Here is a 22,119-nt window from a genome sequence, read left to right on the forward strand (position 1 = left end):
CATGACCCACATGTCCGCCAGGTTTGTCGACCTGGTGCCGAGTCAGCCGCTACACGGTAAAGCGGAACTCCAACACAACCGGCCTGACCTGCGGAAACGCGAAGTCGTCCCAGCACCGTCTCAGCACGGGATTCACGACAAAGTACAAGAGGGCTCAGGACTGGCAACGCTTCACAACAGGGCCAGCAAGAGCCCAACGTCTGTAGGACTTCTCCGCAACGTCTCCCGCCTTCGCGCTCACCAACTCCCGTGCCGAGCCTGCGATCCACCGCTCACAGCGGCCAAGCGGTCAGCAGATCGCTGGGGCCGTAGGTGGCATCGAGGCCCGGGCAGTCGACTCCGCTGCGCGAGACCGCCACGACTGGAACAGGTTCGCCGGTGAGAGCGGCCCGGTGTCGGTGGAGAGCCGCCAGGTCATGCCGGTCGAAGGGGGACTGCTCCAGCCACTTGATGGAGCCGACGAAGAGCAGCTCCTTGGCAATGGGGGCGCGGTCGGCCCCGACGATGTCGATTTCGACGTCGTTGGTGCGGGTCCAGTAGCCGCCCACTGCAGGGGCCGCGGGCAGCCCGTCATCGGGCAGTGTCCGCGCCAGGGCCTCGCGGACAAGGGGCTCGACGGCTCGGCCGCGCCAGCTGGTCCAGTTGCCCCGGATGCGCGCCAAGGTCAGATCGCCCCGGCCCCTCTCGATCTCTTCCATGGACGGGCCGAGCAAGTGCAGCCAAAACCGCAGGTAGGGGTCTGTCACCCGGTAGCGGCGATCCCTCGACGGACGCAGCGATACGGGCAGTTCCGCAGCGACGATCCGCTTATCCGTGAGCAGCTCCAGCGCTCGTTGCAGCGGCGTGGCCCCGATTCCGCCGGCCGCGCGAGCGATGTTGGTGAAGGTCCGCTCACCACTACCGATAGCCGCCAGCACCGTACGCGCCTGAGCCTGTGGGGGAAATTCGGCAGCCAGCGAACGTTCGGCCGACACAAGCAGGGCCGAGACCGGGTCGGTCAGCGCCTCACCGAGGAAGTCCCACAGTCCTGCGCCCCGCGGCCACTCCGCGCAGATCAGCGGCAGCCCGCCGGTGACCAGCGCGGCGTCGAAGGCCTCCGCGGGAGCCAGCCCGAGCATCCGCCCCACCTCGGCGGGGTTCAGCGGTCCCAGCACCATCTCCCGGCCGCGCTGATGGAAGGGGCGTCCATAGCTGTTCAGGGCCTCCATCATCGACGGATCGGAGCCGATGAGGACCAGCAGCACTGGCTTGGTCTCCAGTACCCGGTCCCAGGCCCGTTGCAGCATCCCCTCAAAGGCGCCACCGGCGTCCATCAGGTATGGCACCTCGTCGATGACCAGCACACTCGCCCGATCCGCGGGCAGCGCCGCAGCGAGCACATCGAAGGCGGCATCCCAGCTCTCCGGCCGCGCGGCGGCAACCAGCGATGCCAGCGGGAGCGTCGACGCCTGGGCGTCCCGGGCCAGCCGCGCCAGGTCATCCTTGGGGGACGCACCGGTCGCCGCGTAGAACAGGAACGGGGCTTCGGAGCGCTCCGCAAACCGCTCGACCAGTCGCGACTTACCCACTCGGCGCCGCCCGCGCAACATCACGCACCGACCGGGCCGCTCCCCGCCAACCCCTGTCGCCACCTTCTGGAGCTCTCGCTCCAACGTCGCCAGCTCCTGGCGACGGCCCACAAAGTTCACCACGCCTACCGCCTCCCAATCATGAAAGTAACACCGATGTTAGCAACATCGATATTAGTACATCGCCCGTGTCAGTCGTCGCTCAGTGTCACGAATCGCGTACCCGACACACCGGGGGCCGTGCGGCACCGGTCCGGTCGCGCCAAGCAGAGGTACAGGCCAGCTTCACGGTGCCGGACAGGGCCTAGGGGAAGCGCGCCCTGGACCCCCGGGGCCCGGAACGCGAGGAGAAGGTGCGGCGGATCTTCGCCCTGATACGGGAGGACATCAGGGACGAGGAGGACGAACTGCTGCCCTGGCTGCAGGACGCGCTGGGGCCCGCCTGGCTGCGCCGGCTCGGCGCGGCCTGGGAGGCCGTGCGCAGGAGCGCCCCCACCCACCCGCATCCCGCCGTCCCACGGCGACCGCCGGGCAACGCGCTCCTCGGGGTGCCCTTGAGCGGCTACGACCGGGTCCGCGACATGGCCGGTCCGAGCACGCTGGCGACCTCGGGCAAGAGGAGGATCGCCTTCCTCATCGAGTTGCTCGCCGCCGCCGCAGCCGCCACTGTGGTGCGTGGGCGCCGGTAGCGCGCCCGCTCTCTTCCGGTGGGATGGGACGGCGTCCCGGTGCCGGGACGCCGGCCGTCGACCCGGCAGGACCGTACACGGTAAGGCGGCTGGGGAGGATTTCCGTCGCATCCGTCGTTTTTTCCGGCGGTAGCGCGCGGTTGACGGGGTATCCGCCGCTCACTGGAACAAGCCCCTGGGAAAGGAACCCCACGATGACCACGCGTACCCGTACGACACCGAACGCCCGCACCCCGGTCCAGCAGGCCGCGATGATCGTCGGAGCGGTCTTCCTTCTCGTGGGGGTCCTCGGATTCATCCCGGGGATCACCACGGGCTACGACACCATGGAGTTCGCCTCCCACCACTCCGAGGCCAAGCTGCTGGGCGTCTTCCAGGTCTCGATCCTGCACAACCTGGTCCATCTGGCCTTCGGTGTCGCCGGGGTGGCCATGGCGCGCACCGCCTCCGCGGCGCGGACGTTCCTGCTGGCCGGAGGCGCCGTCTACTTGGTCCTGTGGGTCTACGGCATGTTCGTCGGGCACCACAGCAGCGCGAACTTCGTGCCGCTCAACGCGGCCGACGACTGGCTGCACTTCGTCCTCGGCGTCGGCATGATCACGCTGGGTACCATGCTGACCCGTCGCCGCACGAGCACTCCGGGGGTGTGACGCTCATGCCCGCCAGGAAGACGCTGCTCACCGCCGCGGGACTCACCGCCGGGGCCCTCGTCCTGCGCCGCCTGACCGCACGCGACCCGGAGCCCGCCGGCCAGGAGCGCTGGCTGGTGGTGACGGTCCAGCGAAACCCGGGCGAGGTCCAGCCCGGCAAGCTGCCGGCGCCCCTGCAGAAATTCGGCGACCGGATCGAGACGCGGATCAGCCCCGCGCCCGGCGACCGCGGCACCGAGATCGCCGCCCGCTTCAGGGAGCCGCAGCCCGAGGGCACCCACTCCGTCACCGCCCGGATCTCCGGCGACGATCCGCGGCAGGATCTGCGCCTGGCCCTGCGCGAGGCCAAGGCGCTGCTGGAGACCGGCGAGATCATGCGGGCCGACGCGCCGCCCACCACCCACGACACCCCCGGCGGGAAGCTGATCGGCTTGCTGAGCCGGCGCGCGGGTGGGGAGGGAGTGCTGTGAAGGCTCTGTGCTGGGAAGGCGTCAACAAGCTCTCCGTCGAGCAGGTGCCCGACCCGGTCCTGCGCAACGACCAGGATGTGATCGTCCGGCTCGTCGCGGGCACCACCTGCGGATCGGACCTCCACCTCATCGGCGGCTATATCCCGTTCATGCGGGCCGGCGACGTGATCGGCCACGAGTTCGTCGGCGAGGTTGTCGAGGTCGGGTCCGCGGTGCGGCGGCACTCGGTGGGCGACCGGGTGGTCGTCTGCTCGTTCGTCGGCTGCGGGCGCTGCTGGTACTGCACACACGACCTGTGGTCCTTGTGCGACAACACCAACACCAACCCCGGCATCGGCCAGGCCCTCTTCGGCGCCGACACCGGCGGCATCTTCGGTTACTCACATGCCATGGGTGGTCTGCGCGGGAGTCACGCCGAGTACGTTCGCGTCCCGTTCGCGGACTACGGCGCGTTCACCGTCCCCGACGGCGTCGACGACGCGAGCGCGCTGTTCGTGTCCGACTCGGTGCCGACAGGCTGGATGGGTGCGGACCTGGGCGGGGTGAAGCCCGGTGACGTGGTCGCCGTGTGGGGGTGCGGCGCCGTGGGGCAGATGGCGGCCCGCGCCGCGATCCTGCTCGGCGCGGAGCGGGTCGTCTCCATCGACCGGATCCCCGAACGGCTGGAGATGACGGAACGGTTCGTCGGCAGCGAGGTCATCGACTACTCGAGCACCGACGTCGGGGCCGAACTGCGGGAGCGCACCGGCGGGCGGGGCCCGGACGTGTGCATCGAGGCGGTCGGCATGGAGGCGCACAGCGACGGGCCGATGCATCTCTACGACCAGGTCAAGCAGCAACTGCGGCTCCAGACGGACCGCCCCACCGCCGTGCGGCAGGCCGTCCACGCCTGCCGCAAGGGCGGCACGGTCTTCGTGCTCGGCGTGTTCGCCGGCGCCGTCGACAAGTTCCCGCTCGGCGCGGTGATCAACAAGGGGCTGACCCTGCGGGGCGCCCAGATGCACGGCCAGCGCTACATCCCCATGCTGCTGGACCGCATCGCCGCCGGGGAGCTGAGCACGTCCCATCTGGCGACGCACAGCGTCACCCTGGACGAGGCGCCCACCGCGTACGACATGTTCAAGCACAAGTCCGACGGCTGCGTCCGCGCGGTCATCCGGCCCGGACACTGAAGGGGCGTTCCCGGCGACGGGGGCGGAAAGCGGCAGCCTTCCCGCCCCCGTCGCCGTCCCGCGGGCCGTGGAGGGTGACGGACGAGGTGCTCGGCCGGGGCGTCCTACACCGCCGGCCAGGGCGCTGACCGCTCCCGCCGGGGCCGGGGCCGGCAGGTCAGGCCACGTGGACGTCCGAGCCGTCCGGCGTGAGCGTCGCGGTCTGGCCGCGGCCGCAGTGCACGACCCGCTCTCCGAGGCCGCGCCGACCCATCTCGTCCAGGAACGCTCAGCGGCGACTTCGTCACGCTGTAGTCGTCGTAGTGATCGAGATCGGGGAGCTGGTCGACGGTGAGAGCCGGCTCCTTGAGTCGCTTCGTCAGCAGTCCGTATCCCAGGTGGGCGCGCTGCCCGCGGTGCAGGAAATTCGGGTCCGTGAGCGGGTCAGCGGTCCGTAGCGCAGCAGCAGGATGGCGTTGCCGACGAACTCTGGACCCGCACCGGCGTATCCCCTGACGACACCATGGTGCTCCTCTCGCGCGGCATCCTCCGGTAGAGGGGTAACCCGTCTCCGGCGCCCCACGCCCCGGGCGGGCGCCGGGCCGTGATAAACGGTCGCGAACGGGCACCCGCTGGCGTAGGGCGGGACCGTCCGCACCGCCGTCGGCGCCAAGAGGGGACAGCTGGATGAACCGTCTCGACCGTCTCGCCTTCCGGACGGCACGCGCCGCAGCCCGCCGGCGCGGCAGCCGGCCGGCCCTGCACCCCGACGGGGTAATCGTGACGGGCCGCATCGAGGTGCCCGCGCGAGCGACCCGCTGGGACGTACCGTGGCTGGACACCCCCGGCTCGCACGCGGTGACGGCGCGCTGGTCACGCGCCGCCGGGCTCCCCCGGCCCCTGCCCGACGGGGCAGGGCTGGCGCTCCGGGTGGCGGACGCCGACGGGCCCGGCCGCCCCCTGGACCTGCTCCTGACGACCAGCGGCCGTGGCCGCTGGTCCCGCCACGTGCCGCTTCCCCGCACGTCCGCCACCGCCGGCCCGTACTCCACGCTCCTGCCGTACGTCGTAGGTGGACGGCGTGGGGTCCTGGCGGTGTTCCCGGAGCCCGGGGCCCCGCGGGTTCCCGCCGACCCGGCGGTGGTGGGGGCCGCCGCCACCGCCGTGCGGCCCCTCGCGTTCAGGCTCTGCTTCGGGACGGGCGGGGCCTGGCGGCCTCTGGCTCGGTTGTCCCTGCTCGGCGAGGGGCCCGCCGCGCGGTCCCAGGACGGCGAAGCGTTCGACCCCTACCGCAACCTGCTGCCCGACCTCCGCCCCGTGGACCGCCTGCGCGCGCTGCGTGTCGCCGCCTACGCGGGTTCCCGCGCCGGAAGGCACGCGGGGGCCCCCGGCTGAGATCCGGCCGTCCCGGGGCCGGGTGCCTCAGCCGCCGAGCTTGCCGACCGCATCGTCCAGCGAGGCCGCCACCAGGGTCAGGTCCTGCGGGGCCGGGTACGCGGTGCCCAGCCGGTCCACGAGCTCCGCCCGTGTCAGCACCACCGCCGCGCCGCGGAGATCGTCGCCGTGGAGGGCGGCCTGTCCGGCCACTCGGGCGCGGCCCTCCAGAAGGACCAGGGCGGAGTCGTCGTCCGCCGCGTCCAGCAGCTCGCGGACCAGAGCCTCGTCGATCATCACGTGTTCCTTTCCCTGTTCTCGGTTCTCCGCTTTTGAGCCGCCGTCGCGACGCGGTTCAGCCCGTCCTTGCGGGCGGCGTCCCTGGTGCGGTCCACCAGGGACGCAACGGGCCCGAGGGCCGTGTTCGCCGTTGCCGACTCAACGCCGGGATGCGACCACGTCGGGGCCATCGCCTCCGCCGCCTTGACGGCCCTGGCCATCGCGGCGAGATTCTTGACGCCGGTGCCGCGACGGATGTGGATGAACTCGTAGCGTTAGCGTTCCTCGGCGCGTGCGTGCTCTTGGGCATCCTTGCGCAGCTGCAGCAGCCGGGGCGGGAACTTCGGGTCGTCGGTGTCGGTGTCGCCGTCGTCCAGTTCCGACAGCATCTCCTTCACCGCCTTCTGCTCCGTTTCACCGGCCGTAGGCGTCCCTACGGGGCAGGGGTCCGACATCGGGGTGGCGGCCGGGGCGGACGGCGGCGTGGCGCTGCCCGGGGCCCGGGCCGCCTCGTGCGGCCAGCGCGTCGGTGACGACTCCGGTGGCGAAGGCGTAGACGGCCTTGTGCAGCACGTCGATGACGAGTTCCGGGCGAGGCCACGTGGAGGGCGGGGCACCGACTCCCGTAGCCTTCTCGAGGATCTGGTCGTTGGTGAGGCGCACGACGGTGAACTTCGCCGAGGCGACCGGTCCGCGCAGTCCGGCATTCGCCATGACGGAGCGCAGAGCCGCCCGGAGCGCCGCTGTGACCTGGGCGGCGGTGGGCCCGGTACCGGGCGGGCCCACCGCCGCCCACATGACGCGGCACCTGATCCTCGGCATGACGGCTCCGCTGCTGATCGTCCTTGCCCGCCCCCTCACTCCGACGCTGCGCATCCTGTCCCCTGGCGTTGCCCGCCGGGGTCTGCTGGCCTTTGCGCACTCACGTCCCGCCGACTGGTTGATCTTCCCGCCGCTGGCGGCTCTGCTCGATGTCGGAGGACTGTGGCTGCTGTACCGAACAGAGCTGTTCTCAGCCATGCAGCGACGGCCCCTGCTCCACGCCGTGGTGCACGCCCACGTGCTGGCCACCGGGCTGCTGTTCACCTTCGCCGTGTGCCGGCTCGACCCGGTGCGCCGCCGCTGGGGCCTGCCCCTGCGCGGCGCGACCCTGCTGGCCGCCGGCGCCGCGCAGGCCGTGCTCGTCAAAATCCTGTACGCGGCGCCACCACCTGGCGCCACCTTCCGCGCCGCCGACCTGCACACCGGTAGCCAGGTCATGGGGGTTCCGCCTATTAGAAGCCACTTTCTTCACTGCCCGTCCTTCGGATCGCTGCGCTCCGGCGGTTCGGCTCGGGAACCGCCGCCTGCGGCAGCGTGGTCCGCGAAGGGTGGCTCCCAGATCGTTTTCCCTATCGGTGAACGGTTACATGGGGTTCATGACCCACATGCGGGATGTCGCCGGTCGTGTCCGCTCCTGGAGCCGGGCAGCGGACGCTGGAACGCGTACTGTCAGCGGCGCCGTGCCCGGCAGGATCAGCCGGGGCACGGACCGTCCGGAGTGCGCGCCGCCCTGGCTCGCTTCGCCGGACGTTTCCGCAGGCGGTCCGAGCGGTGCCCCAACCGCGGGGAGAGAATCGCCCCGCACACGTCGTCCGGCCCGCCCCGCGCATTCCTCGGCGGGGCGGACGCCGGTCGGCACCTGTGGAGTGCGGGGCTCCGCATGACCCGCTGTTCCCCTCCGCGACACTCGTACAACCGACCGTTTGCGGGGTACGGCAGCCCCACCCGGAAGCAGCGGACGCGGCCGCCGCTTCTCACGACCAGGCTGACACCGCCCGGCATGCATGCGGTGCGGGTTCAGGCCATCAACACCATTCAAGGAGGTTGCTGCTGTGGATCGTCACGCGAGCGAGGAAGGCACCCGCCTGCACAAGGTCGGGGAAGTCTTTCGGCGGATGAGCAGGGTCTATTCGCCGCGGGAAGAACGCCATCTCGGCGGGCATCTCGGGGCCGTTGTCGCCTTCGGCGCGTACACGGTGGCCTGGGGTGCAGTGGTCGCCGTGCGGAAGACGAAGCTCCCGGAACGCCCGGACACACAAGATCTCCTGCTGACGGCGACTGCCGTGTTCCGTCTGAGCCGGCTGCTCAGCAAGGGGTCCGTCACGAGCCCTCTCCGGGCGCCGTTCACGCACTACGAGTCAGCGACAGGACCCGCCGAAGTGAGCGAAAGCCCTCGCGGGGGAGGCGTCAGGTCGACCGTGGGGGAGCTGGCCACCTGCCCGTTCTGCCTGAGCGTCTGGTTGACGACGACCTTCACCGGGGCACAGCTGCTGTGGCCCCGTACCACGCGCACCGTGACGGGCGGCCTCACCGCCTTGGCGGTGGCCGACACCATGCAACTGGGATACGACTGCCTGCTGCAGAAGAACACCGAGTGAGGCGTACGCCGATGCACGCGTGCGGTCGCAGTTCGACACCCTCGTCCGGTGTGGCCCGTCGCACGGAGAGAAGTGTGGGCTACGACATGGCCTAGAAGACGCCGGTCGTACCCATCGACCTCTGCGCAGCCCGGCGCCTCGTTGTTGGGCCCGAGGACACCGCGGTCGCAGAACTGCTGCAGGCTGCCCGAGTGCCCGCTGGACAGGGGCGGTCTCGACACCGCCTTCGGTAACTCTGACCCGCCGGGTGATTTCCCTGCCGGGCTGCGGGCCAGTGGCCGCCTGGCGCTGCGGGCCATGACCTGAAGACCTACCAGGCGTGGCCCGACCGGTGTGCTCACCTGGAACCCCATGGCGTTACGCGCGGGGCGTGAGACGCCGGGGCCACCTTTCTTGCGGAGCGGCCCCATTCTGGCGGGCGCGGGCGTGCACCGTGTCCTCTTCTGCGTTCGTGTAGCTGTTGTCCAGGGCTGGCGGGGCGCCAACGGTGCTGCTGATCGTGATGACCGAGCTGATCCGCTCGGCACCGTGAGTGTGGAGTCGTCGGCTCGTTGCGCCGTCGGCGTGTAAAGCGGGTGAGTGCGTTGGAAGTGCGCGGGTACGCGGAACAAATCCAGTCCCCGGCCCCCGGAGACACACATGCCGTTCAATCCGCTTGAGCAGCGGGGTATCCCGCTGGACCGTCAGCTGCGCAACTGGCGCGAGCTGAACGTGACCCCGATCGATCCCGACCACTGTGACCCGTACACCCGGTGCCGCATCATCACGATGAACGGCATCGAGGTCGAAGCGATCATGTTCAGCCACCAGATGGCCCGGCACTGCCCGGACCTGGAAATCAAGCAGCAGCTGGCCCGTACCCGCTACATCGAGGCCCAGCAGCAGAAGGCGGTGAACTGGCTCCTGCCCGGGGTGTCCTCGGTCCTGGAGACGACGATCGCCTACGAGCAGGTGGCGGTGGACCTCACCGCGTGGGTGGCCCGGATGGAGCCGGATCCGTATCTGACCCAGGCGTACCAGTTCGGCGTCCTGGAGGACTTCGACCATCTGTACCGGTACGCCAACCTGTACGAGCTCATCGAGCACCGCAAGGCCGAGAAGATCGTCGACGGTCTGACCGAGGTCATGCCCGGCCGCCCCACTCCTCTGCATCACCGCGACCCGGTCGACAACGTGCGCGAACCGTACGACAAGAACACCGTCGACCCGCTGTCCCGGCTGCACGCGCTGACGATCATGTCGGCCGAACAGCAGACCATGAACTTCTACATGAACACCGGCCCCACCTACATGGAGCCCGTCGCCCGCCAGCTCTACCAGGAGATCGGGCTCATCGAGGAGGAGCACGTCACCCACTACGAGTCGCTCGTCGACCCGGGTGAATCCTGGTGGGAGCAGCTCGTCCACCACGAGTACAACGAGTGCTACCTCTACCACTCGTTCATGGAGCAGGAGAGCGATCCCAAGGTGAAGGCGATCTGGGAGCTGCACCTGAACATGGAGCTGGAACACCTGCACATCGCGGCGGACCTGATGCGCCGGCACGACGGCCGGGAAGCGGCCGAGGTCTGCGCGCCGTCCCTGCCCAACGTCCTCACGTTCGAGCCGAACAAGGGCTACCTGCGCGAGCTCATCGCCACCCAACTCGATTTGACCACGTTGGGCACCGGCTACGTACGTGAGGCCCACGAGCGTTTCGAGGCGATGCAGGAAGCCATCCACGGCGGTGAGCCGTCCCCGAGCGACCAGGTCCTGACCCAGCACGACGCCATGATCGGCGGCGACTACCGGCTGGAGACCGAAGGCGAGCACCCCGTCCCCGAGCTCCGCTCGGCCAGGTGACCACCACCCCCACCCGGTCACCCGGCCGACGACGACCAAGGAAGGCCCCATGAGCGCACAGGCTGAACAGTCCGACGCCCCGCCGATCGACGACAACGACGTGGTGGCCATGCTCATGCGCCAGCACGGCGAGATCCGCAACCTGTTCGACGAGGTGGAGACCACCACGGGCGAGGAGCGCAAGGACGCCTTCCGCAGGCTGGTGCGCATGCTTGCCGTCCACGAGACCGCTGAAGAAGAAGTGGTGCACCCCTTCGCCCGCAAGGCGTTCGGCGATGCCGGACAGGTCGTAGCCGACCGCCTGGAGGAAGAACGCCTGGCCAAGGAGAAACTCAGCGCCCTGGAAGACATGGACACCGACGACGCGGCGTTCCTGCCCGCACTGCTCGACCTGCGCGTCGACGTGATGGAGCACGCCCGGTCGGAGGAACGCTACGAGTTCGCGCACCTGCGACGTTCGGCCGATCCCGAGCGGCTGGTCGCCATGGCCAAGGCGGTCCGGGCGGCCGAAGCCATGGCTCCGACTCACCCCCATCCGGGAGTGGAGTCCGGCGCCAAGAACATGGCACTCGGGCCGATGGCCGCCGTCATGGACCGCACACGGGACGCGATCCGCAAAGCCATGGGCAAGGACGGCGGCAAGGAATAACCGCGGTGGGAAGCGGAACCGGAACGCCCCTCCGGGGTGCCCCCGTTCCGCTTCTCGAAGCTGTCGCATCAGAAAAGGAGAACGGTCATGACCGTTCCGGAGGAGAACCGGCCGAAGACCGAGACAACCGACCAGGTGCTCGATGAGCCCGGCAAGCCGGAGGAGAAGCACGCCGGCGAAAGCGGGAACATGCGCGAGGCCATGGAGGAGGCCGGTGTCACACCCGAGGACTACGAGGAGTGATGATCCGATTCGGCGTACGGGCGGCCCACAAACCGTCTGCACGGCTGACTGTCTCGCGTCTGCCCCGCCAGCATTCCATTCGCCGTGATGGCGTCGGAAGACGCAACACCTCGGGCGGCCGGTAGTCCGCCGACGGGGCCAGGACGGAAGCGGTCCGTCCCCGTCGGCTACCTGCCTTCTGGCCATGAGTTCCACCACGTCAGCGACGCGGTGGAACTCATAGGTTGAAGCGGAATGTCTGCCCACCGATTCTGACCTGCGGCGGAGCCCCATCCAGGTCCCTGACCTGGTATTTCCTGGTTGGCATGCGTTGGCTCCCGACGGCCGTTTACGAGTGTCCTGCGGACTGGGGGACATCCACGATCCCTTAGTCAGCGGTTCGGCGGAACGCTTTCAGTGAGTTCCTGGTACGCGTCCATGACATCACCCACGTGCAGCGTGGTGACCTCGTCCTCCGACGGGACTCCAGAGCTGCCATGCGCGTCGTAGACCCGCAGGTCTCGCACTGCGGCAGCCTTCCGAGCGAGTTCGCGCGCGAAGCGACCATTGCCAAGCCGGTCGATCAGGCCGTTGGCGACGACGAGGTCACATGACGTACGCAGCGCAACCGCTGCCTCGTCGGTAAGGGCATCGCCTTGAGCCCCCAGGAACGACTCCGCGATCAGCACCAGCTCGTGAGCCGAGTAGGCAGGGAAGTCGACCCGAGTATTGAAGCGGGAGGTGAGACCTGGGTTGGTGGACAGGAGGTCATCGATCTCGTTCGGATACCCGGCGAGAACCACAACCAGGCGGTGCCTGTCGTCCTCGGCTCGCTTGAGGAGCACCTGTAGAGCTTCCTTGCCGAAGGCGTCACCGCCCGAGTACCCGGTGTTGGACAGTGCATACGCCTCGTCGATGAAGAGAACGCCGTCAAGGGCCTCGTCGATGATCTTTGACGTCTTGATCGCCGTCTCGCCGAGGTGCTGTCCCACGAGGTCGACGCGCTGGGCCTCGACGACATGGCCTCGGGCCAGCAGGCCGAGTCCGGCGAACACCTTGCCCACGACACGGGCCACCGTGGTCTTGCCTGTGCCGGGCGGCCCGGCAAATACCAAGTGCTGTGGAGCTGGCGCCGCAGCCAGACCCTGGCCTCTTCGCACCGCCGCCATCCTCAGCTGTGCCGACAGGGTCCGCACCTGGCGTTTCACCGGGGCCAGCCCGACCATCTCGTCGAGTTCGGCCATCGCCTCGTCCAGCAGTGCCGAACGCTCCTCGTCACTCAAAGTGGCGCCAGAGGAGTCCTCACGCTGTTCCTGCACAACCCCAGCAGCCTGAGCGGGCACGCGCGCAGCGGGCGAGAGCACAGCCTTCGCCCGCTGGGCCACATCACCCAGGGTCGGGCTGTACCGGAACGCTGTCTGGAACTGCTTCAGAGCTTCCTCAGCCTGGCCGAGCTGCTCATACGCGCGGCCACGCAGGTATGCGACCTCCCCGAGATAGCCGGCGTTGTCAGCCAGTGCTTGCGGGAGTGGGCTCAGCACGTTGAGCGCCTCATGGGATACGCCTTGGGCGATGAGGCTGGCCGCCACCCAGAGCTGTGATTCGTCCCGCAGGAAGGAGTCCCGGATTCCCTCGGCAAAGGTCAGAAGAAGTGGCCAGTCCTTCTTCAGGGCGGCGTAGCGGGCGCAGACGAAGCGGGTCTCGTCACAGTCGAGCACTGCGTGGGAGAGCATGTTCCATGCTTGATCGAGCAGGCCGTCGTCCAAGAACTTCGCCGCCCTCGCGAGCCACAGGTCGCGGGGCGTCTCTAAACGGAAGTTCACGTAGCCCCCGATCTGGAACCGGGAGGACAACGGAGTCTGGAGCTTCGTGCGCATGGCGCCGAAGGACTGGGCTTGACCGTGCATGGCCTCGATCGCCTGGCCCTGGAGCTGTCCCGTGGCATGCAGTCCCAGCCAGGCGTCGGCGGCAAGGGGGTCGTGCGCGACGGCCGCGTGGAAGGATTCAGCCGCAGCGGCCCGATTACCCACCCTCAGCTGCGCAACCCCTTGAAGCCACGCTTGCTCGCACTTCTTGATCGAACGCCGTGATACGGACGGCCCCTGCACCCAGGTCTCCCTTGCTGTTGTTGGTCGATTCAGGATTCGCCCGCATGAGATAGGCGGCCTAGTTCCACCCATCGAGTGACACCTGAGAGTTGCCATCCAAGTACTGACGCAGGGCGCTGGCGGTGGTATCGACGAAAGCGTCAGGGATGGCGTCGGCGTCGACCCAGCAGACCTGGGAGTGCTTGCGGGGTTCGCGGTTCTCCGGTTCTCCGGTCCCTTCATGGGCGGCGAAGACCGCAAAGGCCGCCCAACCCACTCCGCCGCAGGTCAGACGGCCTTTCGCCGAACGTATTAGACGTTGAAGCGGAACTCCACCACATCCCCGTCCCGCATCACGTACTCCTTGCCCTCCATGCGGGCCTTGCCCGCTGAGCGGGCGTCGGCGACCGAGCCGGTCTCCACCAGGTCCTCGAAGGAGATGACCTCGGCCTTGATGAAGCCCTTCTGGAAGTCGGTGTGGATGACTCCGGCGGCCTCGGGGGCGGTGGCGCCCTTCCTGATGGTCCAGGCCCGGGTCTCCTTGGGGCCTGCGGTGAGGTAGGTCTGGAGGCCCAGGGTGTTGAAGCCGACGTGGGCGAGGGTGGCGAGGCCGGGCTCCTCCTGGCCGACGGACTGGAGGAGTTCGAGGGCCTCGTCGTCGTCCAGCTCGGCAAGGTCGGCTTCGAGCTTGGCGTTGAGGAAGATCGCCTCGGCCGGGGCGACCAGGGCGCGCTGCTCGGCCTTGAAGGCGTCGTCGGTCAGCTCGTCCTCGTCGACGTTGAAGACGTAGAGGAACGGCTTGGTGGTGAGGAGGTGGAGGTCGTGCAGGGGCTCGGCCTTCTCGGAGCCCTGGACGATGCCGGCGCCGAAGAGGGTCTGGCCGGTCTCCAGGATCTCCTTGGCCTCCTCGATGGCCTTGACCTTCGGCTGGACGTCCTTCTTGATCCTGGACTCCTTCGCCAGGCGCGGGAGGACCTTCTCGATGGTCTGGAGGTCGGCGAGGATCAGCTCGGTGTTGATCGTCTCGATGTCGCTCTTGGGCGAGATCTTGCCGTCGACGTGGACGACGTTCTCGTCCTTGAAGGCGCGGATGACCTGGCAGATGGCGTCCGACTCGCGGATGTTCGCGAGGAACTTGTTGCCCAGGCCCTCGCCCTCGCTGGCGCCGCGCACGATGCCGGCGATGTCGACGAAGTCGACGGTGGCGGGGAGCACCTTGGCCGAGCCGAAGATCTCGGCGAGCTTGGCCAGGCGGGGGTCGGGGACGCCGACGACGCCGACGTTGGGCTCGATGGTGGCGAACGGGTAGTTGGCCGCCAGCACGTCGTTCTTGGTCAGGGCGTTGAACAGGGTCGACTTGCCGACATTCGGCAGGCCGACGATTCCGATCGTGAGCGACACGGTGGCGACTTCCCAGGGTGTGTGGAGTGGCGTGGTACCAGGGTCTGTCGTCAAACTCCCGTCGTCGCCCGGTGTGCGGCCCGGCGGCAGACGGGAGTGTGACGACAGACCCTGGGCGGCGTACGGCGTCCGGCGCCGGACCGGCTGCCCAGTCTACGGCGGCCCGCCGGTGACCGGTCCGGCGCCGGGGTGGAGGCGGACCGGCGAGCCCGGCTAGGCCGTATCGGGTCTTCCGTGCCCGCCAAGCGCGGGCAAGCTCGGCCGAAACGCGTGTTCATGGCGGGGACGGCCGCAGGGGGCGCCCTACGTTGTCCCGGTGGAGCAACCCAGGACCTCTCCCCCGCATGACCGCCGCCCCGCACCCCTGCCCGCGCAGGGCGCCCCCGCCGACGCGCGCCCACCCGCGGCCCCGGCCCCCCGCCGGGGGCAGGAGGCGGCGCGTACCGGACGACCGCGTCCCGCCCGCCCCGGCGGCCCCGCCGCGCGCGCCCGGGCCGGGCTGCGCAGGATGCCGAGGCCGCGGCTGACGGGGCTCGGGGCGGGGCTGCTGTCGACGGTGGCGATGGTGGTGGTCGGGGGCCTGGCGTGGCTGCTGCCCGCCGGGGCGCAGGCGACGGTGTTCGGCGTGCTGTTCCTGCCGGTCTGCGCGCTCACCGGACTGTGGGTGCGGCCCGCCGACCTGGCGATGGGGCCGGTGGTGGTCCCGCTCGCCTACGCGATCGGTGTCCTGCCCGTGGCCGAGAGCTCCGGCGGGTTCACCGGCCAGGTCATGGGGCTGGTGACGACGCTGGCGTTGAACGCGGGATGGCTCTACGGGGGGACGCTGGTCGCCGGGGTGATCGTGACCGTGCGGAAGGTACGGCTCATGGCGGCGGCGCGGCGGAAGGGGCGGGGCGGCGGAACCGCGACGGGGCGCGCGAAGCGGCTTCCGGGGCGCGGGAGGGGCGTACGCGTTCCCGGTGGGGCGGGGCGGGTGGACGGGCCCCGCAAGGCGCCGGACGCGGACCCGAGGCAACGCACCGGCGAGCCCCGCCGCAGCGGCACGGTCGCCTGAGAGCAGGCGTGGACGCGTAGAGCACAGACACGGAGGCGTGGAGGTGCGTCTGCGCGCAGGGGCCCGCCGGCTCAGGCGGGCCCCTCCCTCCCGGGGGCCGCCCCGGTCCTACGCCAGCCCCTCCGGCTCCGCCCAGCCCTCGGCCCCGTCGTCCCCGTCGTCCCCGGCGGGGGCCGGAGCCTTCCCGGAGGCGGACACCCTCATCGCGGCTCCGACGATTCCGGCGTTGTTGCGGAGCTCGGCCGGGACCATCTCGGCGCGGACGCCCTCGATGAGGGGGAGGAATTTGTGGGCCTTGCGGCTGATGCCGCCGCCGATGATGAAGAGTTCGGGGGAGAAGAGCATCTCGACGTGGGTCAGGTACTTCTGGACGCGGCGGGCCCAGTGCTCCCAGCTGAGGTCGTGGTCCTCCTTGGCCTTGGTGGAGGCGCGCTTCTCGGCGTCGTGGCCGTGCAGCTCCAGGTGGCCCAGCTCGGTGTTGGGGACGAGGTGGCCGTCGGTGAACAGGGCGCTGCCGATGCCCGTGCCGAAGGTGAGCATGATGACGGTTCCGGTGCGGCCGCGCCCGGCGCCCCCGCGCATTTCGGCCACTCCAGCGGCGTCGGCGTCGTTGAGGACGGTGACGGGCAGGCCGTCGAGGCGCTCGGAGAGGAGGGCTGCGGCGTCGACGCCGATCCAGGACTTGTCGACGTTGGCGGCGGTGCGGACGGTCGACCCGCCGGTGACGACGCCGGGGAAGGTGACACCGACGGGGCCCGTCCAGTCGAAGTGCCGGACGACCTCGCGGACGCCGTCGGCCACGCCGTCCGGGGTGGACGGCTGCGGGGTGAGTACCTTGTGCCGTTCCTGGGCGAGGTCCCCGCGTTCCAGGTCCACTGGGGCGCCCTTGATGCCGGAACCGCCGATGTCCACGCCGAAGATCTGCATACGGTCCACGGTACGGCGAAACACGCTCCGTCACCGGGTGTCGGGGCACCCGGTGCGGGCGTGCGGGGTCAGGCGGGGGTCACTCGGCCTCGCCGAGCGCGGCGGCCTCGGCACGCAGGTCGCGGCGGAGTTCCTTGGGCAGGGAGAAGGTGATGGACTCCTCGGCCGCCTTGACCAGCTCCACGTCCTCGAAGCCGCGGGTGCTGAGCCATTCGAGTACGCCCTCGACCAGGACGTCCGGCACCGAGGCGCCCGAGGTGACGCCGACCGTGCTGACCCCCTCCAGCCAGGCCTCGTCGATCTCGTCGGCGAAGTCGACCAGGTGGGCGTCGCGGGCGCCGGCGCCGAGGGCGACCTCGACCAGGCGCACGGAGTTCGAGGAGTTCTTGGAGCCGACGACGATGACGAGGTCGGCCTGGCCGCCCATCTGCTTGACGGCGATCTGGCGGTTCTGCGTGGCGTAGCAGATGTCGTCGCTCGGCGGGGAGATGAGCTGCGGGAACTTCTCCTTCAGCCGGTCGACGGTCTCCATCGTCTCGTCGACGGAGAGGGTGGTCTGGGAGAGCCAGACGACCTTGGAGTCGTCGCGGACCTCGACGTTCTCCACGTCCTCGGGGCCGTCCACCAGGGTGATGTGGTCGGGGGCCTCGCCGGAGGTGCCGATGACCTCCTCGTGGCCCTCGTGGCCGATGAGGAGGATGTCGAAGTCGTCCTGGGCGAAGCGGACGGCTTCCTTGTGGACCTTGGTGACGAGCGGGCAGGTGGCGTCGATGGTGGCGAGCTTGCGCTCGGCGGCCTCGGCGTGGACGGTCGGTGCGACGCCGTGCGCGGAGAACATGACGATCGAGCCCTCGGGGACCTCGGCGGTCTCCTCGACGAAGATCGCGCCCTTCCGCTCCAGGGTCTGGACGACGTACTTGTTGTGCACGATCTCGTGCCGGACGTAGATCGGCGAGCCGTACTGCTCAAGGGCCTTCTCGACGGCGATCACGGCACGGTCCACGCCCGCGCAGTACCCCCGGGGAGCGGCGAGCAGGACACGCTTGGCGGTGGGCGACGGGCTGGGCGTAGCAGTCATGGACCCATCGTAAGGCCGTGTCGGACGGCCCGGCGGACGCCCCGTCTGGTGAGACTGGTGGCGGTGGACGAGGGGGTTCCATCCCGTGCGCCTGAGGTGTGCGGGGCAGCCAGACGAAAGGCGTGCGGTCCGATGATGAGTGCGGAAGGCGAGAGCGGACCGGGTACGGCGGGCGCGTCGGCCGGGGCGGAGCCCGACGGGTTGCGGCGGACGCTGGGCTTCCGCGACCTGGTGGTGTACGGCCTGCTCTTCATCGCGCCGATGGCACCGGTCGGCGTGTACGGGGCGCTCGACGCCCGCTCGCACGGCGCGGTGGCGCTGGTCTATCTCTGCGCCACGGTCGCGATGGCGTTCACGGCGTACAGCTACGCCCAGATGGTGCGGGTCGTGCCGCGCGCCGGGTCGGTCTTCGCCTACGCGCGGGCGGGGCTCGGGAAGGGGCCGGGGTTCATCGCCGGGTGGATGGCGATGCTCGACTACCTGCTGATCCCGGCGGTGGCGTACCTCTTCTCCGGCATCGCGATGAACGCGCTGGTGCCGTCGGTCTCCTCGTGGGTCTGGACGGCGCTCGCGGTGGTCGTGACGACGCTGCTGAACCTGTGGGGGGTGCGGGCGGCGGCGCGGGTGGGCTTCGCGGTGCTGGCGTTGGAGATCGCGGTGCTGCTGGTCTTCGTGGCGGCGGCCGTGGTGGTGCTGGTCCAGGACGGCGCGGCCCGGGACTGGCTGTCGCCGCTGACCGGGGACGGGACTCAAGGGGCGTTCTCGCTGGCGGCCGTGGTGGGCGCGGTCTCGGTGGCGGTCCTGTCCTACCTGGGGTTCGACGCGATCGCCTCGTTCGCCGAGGAGGTCACCGGGGGGTCGCGGCGGGTGGCGCGGGCCGTGTTGTTCTGCCTGGTGCTGGCGGGGACGCTGTTCGTGGTGCAGACCTATCTGGTGGCGCTGTTGGACCAGGCCACCTCGGCGGAGTTGGCGGACCAGCCGGAGAAGCAGGGCTCCGCCTTCTACGACGCGGTGGACGCCTCGGTGGGGACGTGGCTGCACGACCTGGTGGCGGTGAGCAAGGCGATCGGCGCGGCCTTCGCGGCGCTGGCGGGGCAGGCGGCGGCGGGGCGGCTGCTCTTCGCGATGGCGCGCGAGCGGCGACTGCCGAAGGTGCTGTCGCGGACGGATTCCGGGGTGCCGCGGGTGGCGCTGCTGAGCGCGGCGGTGGTGACGATGGCGGCGGCGGTCTGGGCGGCCGACCAGGCGGAGGGGCTCGACCACCTGGTCTCGGTGGTCGACATCGGCGCGCTGACCGCCTTCACGCTGCTGCACGCCTCGGTGGTCGGCTGGTTCGTGGTCCAGCGCGGCGGCGAGGGCGGGCGGGTGAGCTGGTGGCGGCATCTGCTGTTGCCGGTGCTGGGCGCGGCGGTGACGATCGCGGTGATCGTGGAGGCGTCGGGGGCGGCGCAGGTGGTCGGTCTGGTGTGGCTGGCGGTGGGGCTGGTGGTGCTGTTCGCGCAGCGGGCGCGCGGGATCGAGGGGTAGGGGGCGGCCGCCCGGGCCGGGCCGTGAGCGGTCCGGTTCCGGTTCCCGGCGGGGGTGTCGGCGGCGGCCGTTACGCTCGGGCGCATGGGTGTGAATACGTCTGCGGACGCGCCGTTGCCCGTCGGAGCCGTCTCCCGGCTGATCGGGGGATGGATCGACCGGCTGGGCGCGGTATGGGTCGAGGGACAGATCACGCAGCTCTCGCGGCGGCCGGGGGCGGGCGTGGTCTTCCTGACGCTCCGCGACCCGGCGCACGACATCTCGGTCGGCGTGACCTGCTACCGCAAGGTCTTCGACGCGGTGGCCGACGTGGTCACCGAGGGTGCCCGCGTCGTCGTCCACGCGAAGCCGGAGTGGTACGCGCCCCGGGGCCAGCTCTCGCTGCGGGCCGCCGAGATCCGTCCCGTCGGCGTCGGTGAGCTGCTGGTCCAGCTGGAGCGGCGGCGGAAGGCGCTGGCGGCGGAGGGGCTGTTCGCGCTGGAGCGCAAGCGGCCGCTGCCGTTCCTGCCGCAGCTGATCGGCCTGGTCTGCGGCCGGGCCTCGGCCGCCGAGCGGGACGTCCTGGAGAACGCCCGGCACCGCTGGCCCGCCGTCCGCTTCGAGGTGCGCAACGTCGCGGTGCAGGGCGTGCACGCGGTGACGCAGGTGGTCGGCGCGGTCCGCGAGCTGGACACGCACCCGGAGGTCGACGTCATCGTGGTGGCGCGCGGCGGCGGCAGCGTGGAGGACCTGCTGCCCTTCTCCGACGAGGAGCTGATCCGCACGGTCTCCGACTGCCGGACCCCGGTCGTCTCCGCGATCGGCCACGAACCGGACACCCCCCTGCTGGACCTGGTGGCCGACCTGCGCGCCTCCACACCGACCGACGCCGCGAAGAAGGTCGTCCCGGACGTCGGCGAGGAGCACGAGCGGGTACGCCAGCTCCGTGACCGGGCCCGCCGCGCCGCCCACGGCCTGGTCGACCGCGAGGAGCGGGGGCTGGCGCACGCCCTGGCCCGCCCCTCGATACAGGACCCGCACCGCATGGTGGAGGAGCGCGAGGAGCGGGTCTCGGCCCTGCTGGACCGCTCCCGGCGCACCCTGGGCCACCTCCTGGACCGCGCCGACTCCGAGCTGGCCCACACCCGGGCCCGGGTCGTGGCCCTCTCCCCGGCGGCGACGCTCCAGCGCGGGTACGCGGTACTCCAGACGGCCGAGGGCGCCGTGGTGCGGGCTCCCGCCGAGGTGGGGTACGGGGTGGAGCTGCGGGCCAGGGTCGCGGAGGGGGAGCTGGTGGTGCGCAGGGTCGAAGGGGCGGAGGAGCTGGCGGGGGACGCCGGGGAGTGAGGGGCGCGCCCGGCGGGGCGGCCGCTTCCCGGACGCGGCGGACCGGCGTCGGGGGTGGTGCGGGGCCGGTGCGGGGCCGGGGCCGGGCAGGCGGTGTGCCGGATGTGCCACGCCCCCGCGGACGCACGGACAGACAGCAGGCACGGGCGTGGCAGGCGGCGCCCGCCGTACGGAGCCGTACGTACAGACACGGACGACAGGCCGACAGGCCCGGAGGCCGTGAACACGACAGGCCGACAGGCCGAGGAGAAGGACCCACACGATGACCACGACACCCACCACCGGCGACGCGGCGCTCGGCTACGAGCAGGCGCGGGACGAGCTGATCGAGGTGGTCCGCAAGCTGGAGGCGGGCGGCACCACGCTGGAGGAGTCGCTGGCGCTCTGGGAGCGCGGCGAGGAGCTGGCGAAGGTGTGCCGCCGCTGGCTGGACGGGGCCCGCGCCCGGCTGGACGCGGCGCTCGCCGAGGAGGAGGAGGCCGAGGAGGAGTGAGGGCGCGGCGCTCGCCGAAGGGTCGGCGAACCTGGTGTTCGTCAAGGACGGGCAAAGAGCGGACGCGTTACTCGCAAAGGACAAGGCGGCCAAGGTTCGCGACAAGTGAGTCGCCTCACAGGCGCCCCGGTTTTTGTTGAAACTTAAACGTCTTCGTCGTACGGTCGGTCACGCAAGACGCCGCACCACACGAAGAGGTTCCCCCGCATGTCTCTCGTCCTTGACTCCGCCGCCCAGGACCTGCTCTTCCGCGAGGCCCGCACCGCCAACACCTTCACCGACGAGCCGGTGACCGACGAGCAGGTCCAGGCGATCTACGACCTGGTCAAGTACGGCCCGACCGCGTTCAACCAGAGCCCGCTGCGCATCACCCTGGTCCGCTCGGCCGAGGCCCGCGAGCGCCTGGTCCAGCACATGGCCGAGGGCAACCGCCCGAAGACCGCCACGGCCCCGCTGGTCGCCATCCTCTCCACGGACCACGAGTTCCACGAGGAGCTCCCCCGGCTCATGCCGCACGCCCCTGGCATCGCCGAGACCTTCTTCTCCGAGCGTCCCGTCCGCGAGGCCGCCGGCCCCCTGAACGCCGCCCTCCAGGCCGGTTACTTCATCGTCGGCGTCCGCGCCGCCGGACTGGCCGCGGGCCCGATGACCGGCTTCGACTTCGACGGCGTCCAGAAGGAGTTCCTCGACGCCGACCACACCCCGCTGATGATCGTCAACATCGGCAAGCCCGGCGAGGACGCCTGGTTCCCGCGCTCCCCGCGCCTGGACTACGAGGACGTCGTCAGCACTGTGTGATTTCGAGCTTCGCTCGCCACCGGGGCGCCACACCTCCTTTTTGGAGCGTCGCTCGCCGCCGGGGCGCCACATGTCGTGGGGGGGGGGCCCCCCCACCGCGGACGGCAGCGACAG

22 protein-coding genes and 2 pseudogenes are annotated in these 22,119 nt (G+C 70.5%); 16 read left to right on the plus strand and 8 right to left on the minus strand.

The genetic code is table 11. From position 1 onward, the window contains the following. Positions 1-272 precede the first annotated feature (272 nt). On the minus strand, positions 273-1,691 hold the full coding sequence (locus ACFWMZ_RS00220; protein ID WP_383181905.1) for an ATP-binding protein: 1,419 nt from the start codon (positions 1,689-1,691) through the stop codon (positions 273-275). A gap of 230 nt (positions 1,692-1,921) precedes the next feature. Here ACFWMZ_RS00220 and ACFWMZ_RS00225 point away from each other — a divergent pair, with 230 nt between their 5' ends. The 6 genes from ACFWMZ_RS00225 to ACFWMZ_RS00250 all read left to right on the plus strand — a co-directional run bounded on the left by ACFWMZ_RS00225 (position 1,922) and on the right by ACFWMZ_RS00250 (position 5,923). Continuing rightward, a complete protein-coding gene (locus ACFWMZ_RS00225) occupies positions 1,922-2,257 on the plus strand; it encodes a hypothetical protein (RefSeq protein WP_383183886.1) in 336 nt (111 codons plus the stop codon). 194 nt (positions 2,258-2,451) lie between these two features. After that, entirely contained in the window at positions 2,452-2,907 is a 456-nt protein-coding gene (locus ACFWMZ_RS00230; RefSeq protein ID WP_383183888.1) for a DUF4383 domain-containing protein, read from the plus strand. A 5-nt stretch (positions 2,908-2,912) separates the two neighbouring features. Next, positions 2,913-3,377, plus strand: coding sequence for a hypothetical protein (locus ACFWMZ_RS00235; protein WP_383183890.1), 465 nt, complete (start codon positions 2,913-2,915; stop codon positions 3,375-3,377). Next, entirely contained in the window at positions 3,374-4,549 is a 1,176-nt protein-coding gene (locus ACFWMZ_RS00240) for a zinc-dependent alcohol dehydrogenase (RefSeq protein WP_383183892.1), read from the plus strand. Before ACFWMZ_RS00235 ends, ACFWMZ_RS00240 begins: the two co-directional genes overlap by 4 nt. 302 nt (positions 4,550-4,851) lie before the next feature. Next, a complete protein-coding gene (locus tag ACFWMZ_RS00245; protein ID WP_383198872.1) occupies positions 4,852-4,986 on the plus strand; it encodes a hypothetical protein in 135 nt (44 codons plus the stop codon). Positions 4,987-5,215: 229 nt separating this feature from the next. Then, positions 5,216-5,923, plus strand: coding sequence for a phosphodiesterase (locus tag ACFWMZ_RS00250; protein ID WP_383183894.1), 708 nt, complete (start codon positions 5,216-5,218; stop codon positions 5,921-5,923). A gap of 27 nt (positions 5,924-5,950) precedes the next feature. On the opposite strand, the gene ACFWMZ_RS00255 is transcribed toward ACFWMZ_RS00250, so the two are convergent. Both ACFWMZ_RS00255 and ACFWMZ_RS00260 read right to left on the minus strand, forming a co-directional pair. Continuing rightward, positions 5,951-6,199: a hypothetical protein gene (locus tag ACFWMZ_RS00255; RefSeq protein ID WP_383183896.1), complete on the minus strand. Its 249-nt coding sequence runs from the start codon at positions 6,197-6,199 to the stop codon at positions 5,951-5,953. A gap of 396 nt (positions 6,200-6,595) precedes the next feature. After that, positions 6,596-7,003 carry a hypothetical protein gene (locus ACFWMZ_RS00260; protein WP_383198874.1) on the minus strand — a complete coding sequence of 136 codons (408 nt, stop codon included), beginning with the start codon at positions 7,001-7,003 and terminating at the stop codon, positions 6,596-6,598. On the opposite strand from ACFWMZ_RS00260, the pseudogene ACFWMZ_RS00265 reads away from it, so the two are divergent. The 5 genes and pseudogenes from ACFWMZ_RS00265 to ACFWMZ_RS00285 form a co-directional block, all read left to right on the plus strand. Then, positions 7,002-7,382: pseudogene (locus tag ACFWMZ_RS00265) on the plus strand (cytochrome c oxidase assembly protein); the annotation flags it as partial. The gene ACFWMZ_RS00260 and the pseudogene ACFWMZ_RS00265 sit on opposite strands and share 2 nt — an antisense overlap. Before the next feature lie 673 nt (positions 7,383-8,055). Further along, complete coding sequence (locus ACFWMZ_RS00270; RefSeq protein ID WP_383183902.1) at positions 8,056-8,601, plus strand: DUF1360 domain-containing protein; 546 nt, start codon at positions 8,056-8,058, stop codon at positions 8,599-8,601. Positions 8,602-9,240: 639 nt separating this feature from the next. Then, on the plus strand, positions 9,241-10,443 hold the full coding sequence (locus tag ACFWMZ_RS00275) for a hypothetical protein (protein WP_383183904.1): 1,203 nt from the start codon (positions 9,241-9,243) through the stop codon (positions 10,441-10,443). A 49-nt stretch (positions 10,444-10,492) separates the two neighbouring features. After that, the gene (locus tag ACFWMZ_RS00280; protein WP_383183906.1) at positions 10,493-11,092 is read left to right on the plus strand and encodes a hemerythrin domain-containing protein; all 600 of its coding nucleotides are present in this window, start codon (positions 10,493-10,495) and stop codon (positions 11,090-11,092) included. 87 nt (positions 11,093-11,179) lie between these two features. After that, positions 11,180-11,335, plus strand: a complete 156-nt coding sequence (locus tag ACFWMZ_RS00285; protein WP_383183907.1) for a hypothetical protein — start codon at positions 11,180-11,182, stop codon at positions 11,333-11,335. Positions 11,336-11,706: 371 nt separating this feature from the next. Here ACFWMZ_RS00285 and ACFWMZ_RS00290 read toward each other — a convergent pair whose 3' ends face one another. The 3 genes and pseudogenes from ACFWMZ_RS00290 to ychF form a co-directional block, all read right to left on the minus strand. Continuing rightward, the gene (locus ACFWMZ_RS00290) at positions 11,707-13,422 is read right to left on the minus strand and encodes an AAA family ATPase (protein WP_383198876.1); all 1,716 of its coding nucleotides are present in this window, start codon (positions 13,420-13,422) and stop codon (positions 11,707-11,709) included. A 58-nt stretch (positions 13,423-13,480) separates the two neighbouring features. After that, positions 13,481-13,657, minus strand: a pseudogene (locus ACFWMZ_RS00295) (DNA mismatch repair protein MutT); the annotation flags it as partial. Positions 13,658-13,713: 56 nt separating this feature from the next. Next, on the minus strand, positions 13,714-14,802 hold the full coding sequence (gene ychF, locus ACFWMZ_RS00300) for a redox-regulated ATPase YchF (protein ID WP_383198878.1): 1,089 nt from the start codon (positions 14,800-14,802) through the stop codon (positions 13,714-13,716). Between the two features lie 508 nt (positions 14,803-15,310). Between ychF and ACFWMZ_RS00305 the strand changes: the two genes are divergently transcribed. Further along, the gene (locus ACFWMZ_RS00305) at positions 15,311-15,856 is read left to right on the plus strand and encodes a DUF6542 domain-containing protein (protein WP_383198880.1); all 546 of its coding nucleotides are present in this window, start codon (positions 15,311-15,313) and stop codon (positions 15,854-15,856) included. 108 nt (positions 15,857-15,964) lie between these two features. On the opposite strand, the gene ppgK is transcribed toward ACFWMZ_RS00305, so the two are convergent. Next, a complete protein-coding gene (ppgK, locus tag ACFWMZ_RS00310) occupies positions 15,965-16,783 on the minus strand; it encodes a polyphosphate--glucose phosphotransferase (RefSeq protein WP_383198882.1) in 819 nt (272 codons plus the stop codon). A gap of 79 nt (positions 16,784-16,862) precedes the next feature. Then, positions 16,863-17,861, minus strand: a complete 999-nt coding sequence (locus ACFWMZ_RS00315; RefSeq protein WP_383198884.1) for a 4-hydroxy-3-methylbut-2-enyl diphosphate reductase — start codon at positions 17,859-17,861, stop codon at positions 16,863-16,865. 132 nt (positions 17,862-17,993) lie between these two features. Between ACFWMZ_RS00315 and ACFWMZ_RS00320 the strand changes: the two genes are divergently transcribed. From ACFWMZ_RS00320 to ACFWMZ_RS00335, 4 genes are all read left to right on the plus strand, one after another. Next, complete coding sequence (locus ACFWMZ_RS00320) at positions 17,994-19,388, plus strand: APC family permease (protein ID WP_383198886.1); 1,395 nt, start codon at positions 17,994-17,996, stop codon at positions 19,386-19,388. Between the two features lie 84 nt (positions 19,389-19,472). Beyond that, the gene (gene xseA / locus ACFWMZ_RS00325; RefSeq protein WP_383198888.1) at positions 19,473-20,714 is read left to right on the plus strand and encodes an exodeoxyribonuclease VII large subunit; all 1,242 of its coding nucleotides are present in this window, start codon (positions 19,473-19,475) and stop codon (positions 20,712-20,714) included. A 262-nt stretch (positions 20,715-20,976) separates the two neighbouring features. Continuing rightward, complete coding sequence (locus tag ACFWMZ_RS00330; RefSeq protein ID WP_383198890.1) at positions 20,977-21,207, plus strand: exodeoxyribonuclease VII small subunit; 231 nt, start codon at positions 20,977-20,979, stop codon at positions 21,205-21,207. Between the two features lie 207 nt (positions 21,208-21,414). Then, complete coding sequence (locus ACFWMZ_RS00335; RefSeq protein WP_383183923.1) at positions 21,415-22,005, plus strand: malonic semialdehyde reductase; 591 nt, start codon at positions 21,415-21,417, stop codon at positions 22,003-22,005. The last annotated feature ends 114 nt before the right edge of the window (positions 22,006-22,119 follow it).

It is taken from the genome of Streptomyces sp. NPDC058373, assembly GCF_042723275.1.
Lineage (GTDB): Bacteria > Actinomycetota > Actinomycetes > Streptomycetales > Streptomycetaceae > Streptomyces.